Source organism: Candidatus Neomarinimicrobiota bacterium, assembly GCA_034716895.1.
Taxonomy (GTDB): domain Bacteria; phylum Fidelibacterota; class UBA8477; order UBA8477; family JABMPR01; genus JABMPR01.
Genome location: JAYEKW010000135.1, coordinates 1 through 11,521 on the forward strand (window position 1 = coordinate 1; position 11,521 = coordinate 11,521).

Below are 11,521 nucleotides of genomic sequence, written 5' to 3' on the forward strand. Positions count from 1 at the left end.
CAGATCGAATCAGAACTTGATGATCAGCAAGTACGTGTTCAGGCAGCTGAAGAAAAAATGCTGCGAGTAGTTGCTGAATATGAAAATGGTAAAAAACGTCTTGAGCGAGAGAAAGAACGGTCTCTGGCTTTTGCTAAAGATCGAGTACTGATAGGTCTATTTCCCATTGTGGATAACCTTGAGCGTTCGGCAAAGTTTGAACAGGAGCACGCAACAAAGGATAGTGAGCAGCATGGCGTAAAGCTTGTATTGGAACAGATCAAGAAGTTTTTGCTGGTTACCGATAATGTGGAGAGCTTTGATCCCATGGGGGAAGCTTTTAATCCTGAACTGCATGAAGCCATGGCGATGCAGCCTGTTGAAGACCAGGAATCTGGCATTGTGATCGAAGTATTTGAAAAGGGGTATAAAAGCGGTGACCGGGTTCTTCGGGCAGCCAAAGTAGTTGTGAGTCAATAACGATGGAAAAACGTGATTATTATGAAGTTCTGGGCCTTTCTAAAGGTGCCGAAAAGGATGCGATAAAAAAAGCTTACCGTAAGATCGCCATGAAATATCATCCGGATAAAAACCCTGGTGATTCTGAAGCGGAAGCAAAGTTCAAAGAAGCTGCAGAGGCTTATTCGATTCTGAGCGATGGACAAAAGAAAGCCCATTACGATCAATTCGGCCATGCTCCGGAAGGCGGGATGGGAGGCCATCCATTCGAAGGCTTTGGCGGAGGCGGATTTGGGGTTGATCTCTCAGATGCATTGCGGATCTTTATGGATGGCTTCGGCGGTGGCGGAGGTGGTCTAGGTGATATTTTTGGTGGTGGTGGAAGTCGAAGTAGAGGTCGTGCCCGTGGAGCTGATCTTAAGGTGAAATTGCCGCTTACACTGGAAGAGATCGCAACCGGCATCACAAAAAAGATCAAGGTAAAACGTTTTGAGAAATGTTCAGAATGTGGAGGCAGCGGTGCTCGAAAGGGAACTGGTACATCAAATTGTTCCGTCTGTCATGGTCGAGGAGAGGTTCAACAGGTCTCCCGATCCATGTTTGGTCAATTTGTAAATATTCAACCCTGTTCAAATTGTGATGGTACCGGTGAAGTGATCGCACATCCGTGTCGAAATTGTCGGGGAGATGGGCGCGAGCGCAAGGAATCGGTTGTTTCTGCCAAGATTCCTGCTGGTGTGCATGCTGGTAATTACATGACCTTGCGAGACGAGGGAAACCAGGCGCGTCGGGGTGGTCAACAAGGCGATCTGATCATTCTCATTGATGAAAGAGAGCATGATCTTTTCATTCGGGATGAAGATAACATCTATCTTGAGATCGTCATTAATATGGCTCAAGCGGTGATGGGTACTGAACTTGAAATTCCCACACTCACAGGCAAAGTGAATTTGAAAATTCCGGCTGGCTCTCAGTCCGGAAAAATACTAAGATTGCGGGGGAAGGGAATTCCGCGCCTGAATAGTCACATTGTGGGTGATCAAATGGTTAAAATTCAGGTTGAAACTCCCAAAAAGCCAAGTAAACAAGAGCGTGAAATATATCAGAGGTTGGCCGACTACTATAGCGGACAACGTAGTGCAAATAGTATCTTTAGAAAAATAAAATCCTTACTATGATGAAGCAGGAAACTTGCTAAATTTCACCCGTCAAGAACGCGTAGTTATTTATTTTTTAATTATCACCCTGGGGGTTGGGGCGGTGTTGAAATTAGTAAGAAATCGAAACTTTGATACTCAACCGATAGCGACGCGTTTTTATGAAGAGGAGCAACGCTTTAAAGAGATCTCATCCCAGATCAATTCAGAAGAGTTGCAGATTGTTGAAAGTACAGATGATACACTCCCTTTGGCTGAGGAAGTAGAGCAGATCGAACCCGCAATTTCCGGGATAGGATATGGAAAGATCAATATCAATACTGCCGGAGAAAGTGAGCTTGTCAAGTTGCCGGGGATAGGACCTGCAATAGCCAAACGGATTAAAGCTTATACGGATCAAAATGGTCCTTTTAAGAATAAAGCAGAAATTATCCTCGTCAAGGGGATCGGAGAAAAATTGTATGCCCGGATTGAGGGCCTTGTTACGATAGAGTAATCCAGGAGGACTCGTGAGTAAAGAAATTTTTGGCAGCCATAGAATCAATTCAATTGTAATTATAATATTGATAGCATTGTTTGTTAGTGTGATCTACTTCCCGAAGACCATTTGGGATTATGAGGATGAACTCCGCGATGAAGCGCGATTTCGCATGAATACGGTCACATTAGCTGAAAAGTTACATTATCAGTTGGCAAAGAGTTATACTGCTGATCCAAATCAATTAGTCACTGTTGTAAATAGCGTCAGGGATAGTTTATTGGCGGCTGAAAGTGATACGAACTATAGTTTTTATGGTCCTCAAAAAATTTCACTGCCAGGTCGTTCAGTTACGGTAAATTACTCAGATGAATATCGTCAGTTTTACTCAGAACAGCATTTAGAACTATTCAAACTACTTAAACCCCATCACTTTATGGATTCAAAATCCATCAAACTATTCCTTGACACGGTCAGAACTGGTTTTGAACAGGGCAACTATACAGGGGAACAGTCACTGGAAATAGACAGTGTAATGCTCAGTTTTGAAATATCAGAAAAGTATGATATTCTTTATCAGAACATCAAAACCTCAATGTTTAATGCGCTTACCGGTAGTTTTACCAGATATCCAGATTTCTCCAACCCTTTGGTCGATGCAGTGTTGGATAGCATCAAAATCAACCCTGCTTTAAGCGGACGGGTTGATTTCAACAATATCTATGATGGTTCTGTGAGAATCGATTTTATCATTCCTTTCAAATTTGCTGAAAACCTTGAGAAAACCAAGTTGGTATTAAAAAAACAATTTGTGATAGACTCTTATGATTCTGCAACCTATGGAGACACCCTTTACAATATGGCGTTGGCAGAGTTTATGATCCAGAATGATACGCTTGAATTTATGCCGGATTACCTAACCCTTATGTATGCTGATACCAGTGAGGAGATCATTGAGATTCCGGTTGAGATCAAGGTTGAGGATATGGAAATCGCTTTGGCAAAACGTCGAAATACTCTCTACACCATGCTGACCGGGTATGATGAACCAAGTGAAACTATTGCGAATCACGTGATCAATGTTGCCTTGGATTCACTGGAATCACCAGGCGTTGGAGTTGATTCCATTCATCTTGATATTGATCTCACCGATGCCGTCTTTAACATTAACATCCATGATAACATCATTGAATATTTCAATAAAGTCAGTCTGGATCAGGCTTATTACAAAACATTTGTGAACTTAGCTGATCTGGATTGGAATCAGTCAGCGATAGAGGTTGTGGAATATGTTGCTACCGCTTTGAAACGGAAATCTGATTACAAAAAATGGCAAGTAGTGGAAGCTAGCACAGATACATTCTACGTAGACGTGTTTGATGAATATCTTCGTAAATATGATGATATGAATTTGGCTTTATACGAAAAGTTGACAGGTGAATTCAGTAACGTCTTTGATTTTGCAAGTGAGCTTGTGGCTGAAGCTGAGCATCTTGCAAGTGTAGATTCACTTAATTGGAGCGGTGCTCAGGTGATCGAATTTGAGCCGGATACAGTCCTTGTTGATGTATTTCCACTGTATCTGGAAGAATATGACAATACTTTCACCATCAGTCGTGATACAGTTGTTCGAGCTTATGACAGCACTTTCATTGGTGTATGGGCTAGAAGTAAAATTGGGGTTACTCAGGATTTTTCAATTGATTCTTTGAATTTTTTGATTGCTATGGATAATTCAGAATATCGTTACAGCTTTGAAGGCACAGACAGTGTCCGCTCAATGAATGTTTTAGGGAAAAGTGATACTGCACGAGTAGAACGGGTTTACTCTGGAATGGATAGCTATATCATGATTTTTTCTGATGATAGTGTTATGGAAAATCTTTATCGCATAACTGATGAAGCTGCTCTCTTTGACTCTATCCAGATCGACAGTCTCTTTGTAGTTTCTGATGAATTTGTTGTAGGAGAGCAGGAAAAAGACCTGTTCATGGCCAAGGATTCATTCGGTGGTTGGCAGGATACTGTGATCAGTAAGAAATACACTAAGAAGGAACTGTTCAGTAGCTATTTGCTTACACCTATGCATACCAGGTGTACGGTTACCGATCTGCCATATCGTATCACCATTCGTTATAACGTCCATCAAACCATTGAATCACCTATCCAGAATCCCATCGAAACGAGACGCTATCTTTTCTTTACTCAATCGGACTCTAGTCATGGAAGCATTGAGGATGGTGAAGAAAGTTGGGTTAAATAAATCAGGCTGAGGCTGTATGCTTGCTATCCATATTTCGCATGACACTCTGAAATACGCCCAACTGGTTAATTTCAAAGGCATCCCTTTCATTGAAAGTCTAGGGCAGGTAAGTATTAAGGAAGGGTTACAGATTCCTGATACTACAAATGCTGAAGTGATTCGTAGTTTAGCTGATCAGATTTCAGATATTCGAAATTCAGCTGAATTTCCTGATAATTCAACCCACATCGTTATCGATAATGACTGGTTCCCATTGCTGGTACATGAGGTCGATAGCGTCTTGAGTGGGGCTGACCAGGATAAATATTTAAAGTGGCGTGTCAGCGAAATGCTGGAGAATGCAGTATCGCAATATACCTTTGTGCATCAGGAAATGAATACTGGTGGTGCAACTGCTGTGCAGTTCCTTTCTGTGGGTATTCCGCAATCATTTGATAACTGGCTTGAAAAGGTAATTGCACCGTCTGAATTGAAGGTTAAAAATGTGATTCTGGATATTCAGGCAATTGGTGACTTGCTTACCGCCAGCGGACAATTTGACCCTGAAGGGGGTATCCAGGTGGTTATGAATAATCGCGAGGATGCTATTTCTTGTTATATCTATAAAGGACTTGAATTCAGCGGACTCTTTCAGGCTTCCCTGAACTGGGATTATAAGATTACAATGGATCATGTGCGGGGTGACTTACAATTGATAACCCAGGTTAAAACAGCTATTGAAAAAGCGATAATGGGAAAACATGATCCTGAAAATATCATTACCAACCTCTTCTACTTCAATTCAACAGGCGATCCTGCAGCACTTAGCAACTTGAGTAAATACCAGAATAGTTGCAAAACCCTGGATCTGGCTCATCACTTTAACTTCAGAGACCCTGAGTTTGATAATATCGATGAGTATGCTATTGTATTAGGTGCTCTTAGCAGTGAGATACAGGAGCGTTTCAGTGAAGATTGACCTGCGGAAAGACACAGGTATTCTTGGATCCAGGAAATTCTTAAACTCCATATCTGGGGAGCAGGAATTATCTGGGGATGAACAAATTATTGAGACCCTTCGCAAACGACATGCTCACGACGATGATGAACCGGACCACGAAAAAGATCCTAAAGAAGCCAGCCCAAGCAAAGAAGGTACCGAAACGTCCAAAGGAAACCTTTGGCAACTGGTTGTTGTTCTGATCATTGTTCTGTTTTTAGGTGGTACCTATCTGAACACCAAAGATCTTCTCGCTCCTAGAGTTGATATTGTAAAAGGATATTGGATGGAAAAGTTCGGATTCTATCCAGAAGCAGAAGTAGATTCAGAGTACATTTACTTCGATACACTGTATGTGAATGATATCCTGTCAGATGAGTTATTTGATGAGCTTATGCCAGTAACTGAGGACATTGCTGCACTTGCTGATTCCATAGCAACCCTTCCACCTGAGAGCTTGGTTTTAGATTATAAACCGGAAAATGATACGATGGAAACTGAACCTTATTTGCAGGTTTCAGAGACACCGATTCACCTGTCTGATGATGACATTAAGATCATCAACAATCGTTCTCTACTGCTTATGCTCACTGAAATGATTGGTGTTTTTCCAGAAGATATTGGTCAGGCTCACCTGTTTCTCAAACGGGACGCACTCAGAATGACTGCGCCACGATCAGATTCCTGGGTTCCCAAAATGCAATCAACCATGGATAAGTTTGTTCTTGGCAGTTTTGACGAGAGTTATGGGAACGGAAATATCAAAATATCCAGCAAGTATGAGATCATTATGAATGCTGAGCAGGATTTTGAAGCGCAGCTTTTAGATGAAATGAGGCTTCTGGATGTATTAGCCCATCCATTCAATGATTATTTGGAACAGATCATTATTGACCTGTCTCAAGGTGTGGAAGATAATCCCGCTAAATTCATTTTTTCTGGAACGACTCAAGAAATGCAATATGTATTATCTTCGTGGTCAGAAACTCGTAGTAATTACCTGCTCAGATCTGTGGATATCAACTTTGAGAATAAAAAACTCAGATTAACCTTTGATGTCCTCTTTTTTAAATATAATCCATGACAAGAATCATAGGTGGGGAATGGCGGGGTCATTCTCTGCCGAAGTTGAAAGGTGGGTCTGTAAGACCGACTACGGATAGAGCACGAACTGTTCTGTTTGATACTCTGCATGATGTAAATGGAATGAAAGTACTTGATCTCTACAGCGGGACTGGAGCACTGGGATTTGAAGCTCTAAGTCGGGGAGCACGCTCCTTGGTCTCCATTGATTTGGACAGCAACTATATCCAACAGCAAAAGACTTGGATCAAAACACACGAAAAGCCATTTAAAGCCTATATCGGTGATGTAAATAAAGTTCTGGACAGAATAAGTGCCACATTCGACCTGATCCTGGCTGATCCGCCATATGCAGAAGGAATTCCTCCAGAAGTACTCACTCATATTGAAAAGCATGTTGCAGTTGGTGCAATATTTGTCTATGAAAGAAACAGAAGAAGTGAGAGCCCGTTAGGTTCAAAGATTTTTGATTTGGTGAAGGAAAAAGTGGTTGCAGAAACAAGAATTCAAATATATAAGGCGGTCGAATTATGAAGAATCGTTTAGCAATATATCCTGGTACTTTTGACCCAATAACGCTAGGGCACCTTGATATTATTGAGCGATCTGTCTCTATCTTTGACGAAGTAGTCGTTTCTGTCGGTCGTAATATCGGCAAAAAGCCCCTGTTCTCTGTCGAAGAGCGCATTGAAATGATCCAAAGGACAACCTCCCATCTTTCCAATGTCCAAGTAACCTACTTTGATGGATTGATCGTGGATTATGCCCGTAAAATGAAAGCCATAGCCATGATCCGCGGGTTAAGAGCCATGTCAGATTTTGAATTCGAATTTCAAATGGCCCTTGTCAATCGTACCCTTCATCCTGATCTGGTACAGGTATTTCTCATGCCCCATGAAGCATATACCCATCTTAATTCAACCATTGTCCGTGAGGTTTCCAGCTTCAATGGTGATATCAGCCCTTTTGTGACCCCGTATGTCGCAGAAGTACTCCATGAAAAATTTCATCGCAAACCTGTATGATAAAGATGATATAATGCCCACTTATGAATATGTATGTCTGAAATGCGGTTACCATTTTGATGCTTTTCAGAAAATGTCAGAAGCCCACCTGGATAAATGTATAAAGTGTCAGGGCAGTGTCCGTAGAGTGGTCAGCGGTGGTAGTGGCTTGATCTTTAAAGGATCAGGTTTCTATATCACCGATTATACAAAGGGTTCGGACCCTAAGAAAACTACCGGTAATGAGAATAGATCAAAAAAATCCAGGAGTGAATCAAAACCGGTTTCAAGCGCACCATCAGTAAAAAAAGCGGCAACAAATACCTGAGAACCTATAGCAATCCCTTTACTGAGTCAATCGAAGTGTTTCTACAATTAATTTAGTAAACGCGCACACACAGAGCAGCAATTAGAATTAGATCTCGTAATTATCCGGAATTGTTGTGTTCTTTGGAATGATAATAATACCATCCTTGATAATGACTGTGTCACTCTTGAATTCCATCAATCCAGCTTTATTGATCAACTTGACATTTTTACCAATTCTGACATTCTTATCGATGATTACATTATTTAGTTCACAATTATCACCAATGCCTATGTGAATAGCTGCCTGAGCGACCATTTCGTAATAGTCTGCTCCCATGTTGTACACGCGATTAAAAGTGACCCCGTCACCGATCACACTGCGGATTCCCACAATTGAATCCTTGATCACAGCATTCCCTATTTTACAACCTTCACAGATGATCGAATGTTCGATTTTTGCTCCTCGAATCTCACTGCCAGGTAAAAAACGTTGCCTGGTGTAGATCGGATAATCTTCATTGTAAAATGTGAATTTAAATTTTTCTTCTGTGAGCGCGATATTGGCCTCAAAAAAGGTTTTGATGGTTCCAATATCTTCCCAATATCCTTGAAACCGATAGGCTGTTGTCTTGTAGGTTCCAATTGAATGAGGAATGATATTTTTGCCGAAATCATCGCCCTTGATTTTCAGGACCTCTTTCAGGATTTCCTTCCTGAAAATATAGATACCCATGGAGGCTAAAACATTTTTCTCTCCGTCGATCTCCTCAGCTAATTCATTGATCAGATCAGGAGATTGCGGTTTTTCTACAAACCGAGTGATAGAATCAGAGTTGTCAGCTTTTAAAACACCCAATTCCGGTGCTGTTGAAAGGGGCATGGGACGGACTGCAACCGAAACATCAGCTTTAGTATCGAGGTGGTGTTTAAAAAAATCAGAATAATCCATCTTATAGAGATGATCACCGGCTAAAATGATATAGTGAGTGGCACTCATTTGCTCAAAACGATCCCAGTAAGAACGAACAGCATCAGCTGTACCTTGAAACCAGTCCTTGTTCTTGTTCGTTTGTTGGGCAGCCAGGATCTCGATATCACCCCGGGAAAAGATGTCAAATTTGTAGGTGCGGGATATGTGTCGATGTAGAGAGGTCGTGTTGAATTGGGTCAGTATATGAATGAGATTGATACCGGAATTAATGCAATTACTGATGGGAACATCGATGAGCCGATATTTGCCGCCAATATGGACGGCTGGTTTTGCACGATAAGATGTGAGGGGAGACAAGCGTTCGCCACGCCCACCACCGAGGATTATGGCTCCCAGTCTGGTTTTATTAGATTTTAGCATGACAATCCTTTCACTTTTTATATAGCTTGAAATAGTTTAAAGCAGAACGATCCCATGAAAAGTCTTGTGCCATGGCTCGTTTCAGTAATTCGCTCCAGGATCGTTTATCCTTAAAGATCTTCAATGATCGCTTCAAGGCATCTTTGAGATGCTCTACATTATATCGCCTAAACACAAAGCCGGTTCCCCTACCAGCATTCCAGTCAACTACTGTATCTCCCAGTCCACCAGTATGATGTACAATGGGAATGGTTCCATAACGCAGACTGTATAACTGGTTTAGACCACAGGGCTCGAACCGACTGGGCATGAGAAACATATCTGATCCAGCCTCTATCAAATGAGCCAAAGGCTCATTGAAACCGTCATCAAAAGTGATGCGGCCGGGATGCCGTAGGCTTGCTTCACGGAGCTGTTGGGCAATTGCAGGATCACCTGAACCGAGAAAAATGAGCTTGGCACCCATTTCAACCAGCTCGTCTAATAATTCAACGATAAGAGGAAATCCTTTATTTTCTACCAGACGTGAGATGGAACCAAGCAGGGGTGCCTCAATGTCATCATCCAAATCGGTTTGGCGGAGTAATTCCCTTTTGTTTAATTGTTTTCCATCGAGATCCTTGGCAGAAAAATGAAAAGGCGTGTATTTATCTTTGCCCGGATTCCAGTATTCAGTATCAATACCATTTATGATTCCGGAAAGTTTACTTTCAGCTGCAAAAACATGCTTGTGACTATGCTCATCAAGATTCAGTCCGTCCAGCAATTCCCGAGCATAACCAGGACTAACGGTGGTTACCTGATCAGCGTGGTCAATACCTTCCAGGAGGGCGCTATAATTGTCCCATTGTGTTTTGGTAAGCTGACTCCTAATTGGCAGAGGCAACAGTTTCATTTCATCCTGTGAGAAGTGACCATGATACAGAAAATTATGAATGGTATAAATAGTTCGGATAGTCATTCCAGCATTATTAACCAGAACAGGTAACAGCCCAGTATGGTGGTCATTACAGTGTAAAACATCTATCTCAAAATATTTTTTCTTCAGAAGATCCAGCACAACGAGCTGAAAGAAGAAGTACCGAAGATTATTGTCTTCAAATCCTACACCATTGGATTTTGTGTAGAGTCCGTTTCGTTCAAAGAACTGGTCACTTTGAATAAACCAGGTCTGAAAACTATTATCGACATTCTCAATTTTGAAAAGTGAATAGGGCAGAGTCTCATCACCCAGAATAATGGTACCAGTAATCGCAGCAGAAATAATCTGATGCTTTTCTTTGTCGATTTGACCGTACAGTGGTGTGATAACCTGGATTGAAGAAACATAAGGTGAGAGGGCTGCTGGCAGACTGCCGGCAACATCTGCTAAACCACCTGCCTTGGAAAAAGGAGTGACTTCGGCAGATACAAATAGAACGTTCATTTGGCTCTGTTGTCCGAGTAACTAATCCGACACAAAATCGGAAGGTGATCAGAATAGCCCCCCTGGTATTTGCCGCTGCGGTACATCCGAAACGGCCAACCGGCATATTTGCCACCGGGTTCAAGCAAATATTTCGGGCTAAAAGGTGTGGTGCTTTGGTTTGTCCACTTAAATCCGTGTTCATCTTCCATTCCAGATGATATGATGACCTGATCCAGAACCCCCCAATTTCCACGGTACATATAGGTTCCGTGATCCGGGTCAAGATGAAGATTCCAGGTAGTATTGATCAAATCTCCGGGGAAATAAGTGCTGGATCCTTGCGAACCAGCTCTGAGAACCTGCAGTAATGAAGGATCATTTGGATGATCATTGAAATCACCCATGATGATAATATCAGTGTGGGGATCAATGGTCAGAATCTCATCGATACGGTTGCGGAGAGTTGCGGCAACACTTCGTCTTAAAGGGTCGGTTTTGGCCTGGCCACCCCAACGGGAAGGCCAGTGGTTGATGAAAACATGTAGTTGGCTTTTTTGTTTTGAGCCGGAAAAGGTGAATATTGCTTCAATGATATCCCGGGTTTTTTCATCACCAGCCAGGAAGATGGGAATAAAGTGGGCTTGAATAAGGTTCAGTTTCCCTGAATCAAACAGGAGACCACAATCAATACCCCGTTCATCGGGTGATTCTTTGTGGATGATCTCAAAAGCACCCTGCAAATAAGTCTGGTTAAGACGCTGCAGAACAGAATAGTTCTCGATCTCTGCCAGTCCCAGTAATGCAAGATCTTGATCTTGATCGATATGGTGGATCACCTTGCTCAGATCCTGGAATTTCTTGACTAAGCGTTTCTCTGTCCATAAATATTTTCCTGATGGCGTAAAATCATCATCACGAATATCCAGGGCATCAGTTGTGTCAAACAGGTTCTCAATATTCCAGAAACCAACTTGAAAGGAATTCTGGCCAATAACATTTGAAATACTACCGGCCAGAATAATTAGGACGAGAACAGAATGCAAAAAGATAA

At 41.9% G+C, this 11,521-nt stretch carries 12 protein-coding genes; 9 read left to right on the forward strand and 3 right to left on the reverse strand.

Annotated elements, in window-relative coordinates; genetic code table 11:
• The 9 genes from U9Q77_08620 to U9Q77_08660 all read left to right on the forward strand — a co-directional run.
• Nucleotides 1-459 (forward strand): nucleotide exchange factor GrpE (locus U9Q77_08620; protein MEA3287422.1); only part of this gene is annotated, 459 nt, incomplete at its 5' end.
• Nucleotides 460-461: 2 nt separating this feature from the next.
• The gene (gene dnaJ, locus U9Q77_08625; GenBank protein ID MEA3287423.1) at nt 462-1,616 is read left to right on the forward strand and encodes a molecular chaperone DnaJ; all 1,155 of its coding nucleotides are present in this window, start codon (nt 462-464) and stop codon (nt 1,614-1,616) included.
• 82 nt (nt 1,617-1,698) lie between these two features.
• Nucleotides 1,699-2,091 (forward strand): helix-hairpin-helix domain-containing protein, encoded by a 393-nt coding sequence (locus U9Q77_08630; protein ID MEA3287424.1) that lies wholly within the window; start codon nt 1,699-1,701, stop codon nt 2,089-2,091.
• Between the two features lie 13 nt (nt 2,092-2,104).
• On the forward strand, nt 2,105-4,336 hold the full coding sequence (locus tag U9Q77_08635) for a hypothetical protein (GenBank protein ID MEA3287425.1): 2,232 nt from the start codon (nt 2,105-2,107) through the stop codon (nt 4,334-4,336).
• Nucleotides 4,337-4,352: 16 nt separating this feature from the next.
• Entirely contained in the window at nt 4,353-5,294 is a 942-nt protein-coding gene (locus U9Q77_08640) for a hypothetical protein (GenBank protein MEA3287426.1), read from the forward strand.
• A complete protein-coding gene (locus tag U9Q77_08645) occupies nt 5,284-6,399 on the forward strand; it encodes a hypothetical protein (protein ID MEA3287427.1) in 1,116 nt (371 codons plus the stop codon). The genes U9Q77_08640 and U9Q77_08645 overlap by 11 nt, the downstream gene beginning before the upstream one ends.
• Nucleotides 6,396-6,932, forward strand: coding sequence for an RsmD family RNA methyltransferase (locus tag U9Q77_08650; protein MEA3287428.1), 537 nt, complete (start codon nt 6,396-6,398; stop codon nt 6,930-6,932). Before U9Q77_08645 ends, U9Q77_08650 begins: the two co-directional genes overlap by 4 nt.
• Nucleotides 6,929-7,423: a pantetheine-phosphate adenylyltransferase gene (coaD, locus tag U9Q77_08655; protein ID MEA3287429.1), complete on the forward strand. Its 495-nt coding sequence runs from the start codon at nt 6,929-6,931 to the stop codon at nt 7,421-7,423. The genes U9Q77_08650 and coaD overlap by 4 nt, the downstream gene beginning before the upstream one ends.
• Nucleotides 7,395-7,730 (forward strand): FmdB family zinc ribbon protein, encoded by a 336-nt coding sequence (locus tag U9Q77_08660; GenBank protein MEA3287430.1) that lies wholly within the window; start codon nt 7,395-7,397, stop codon nt 7,728-7,730. Before coaD ends, U9Q77_08660 begins: the two co-directional genes overlap by 29 nt.
• Nucleotides 7,731-7,817: 87 nt before the next feature.
• Here the strand turns inward: U9Q77_08660 and U9Q77_08665 are convergent, their stop codons facing one another.
• The 3 genes from U9Q77_08665 to U9Q77_08675 are packed head-to-tail and all read right to left on the reverse strand — an operon-like array spanning nt 7,818 to nt 11,513.
• Complete coding sequence (locus tag U9Q77_08665) at nt 7,818-9,062, reverse strand: glucose-1-phosphate adenylyltransferase (protein ID MEA3287431.1); 1,245 nt, start codon at nt 9,060-9,062, stop codon at nt 7,818-7,820.
• 10 nt (nt 9,063-9,072) lie between these two features.
• Nucleotides 9,073-10,488 carry a glycogen/starch synthase gene (locus tag U9Q77_08670; GenBank protein ID MEA3287432.1) on the reverse strand — a complete coding sequence of 472 codons (1,416 nt, stop codon included), beginning with the start codon at nt 10,486-10,488 and terminating at the stop codon, nt 9,073-9,075.
• Complete coding sequence (locus U9Q77_08675) at nt 10,485-11,513, reverse strand: hypothetical protein (GenBank protein ID MEA3287433.1); 1,029 nt, start codon at nt 11,511-11,513, stop codon at nt 10,485-10,487. The genes U9Q77_08670 and U9Q77_08675 overlap by 4 nt, the downstream gene beginning before the upstream one ends.
• Nucleotides 11,514-11,521: the final 8 nt, after the last annotated feature.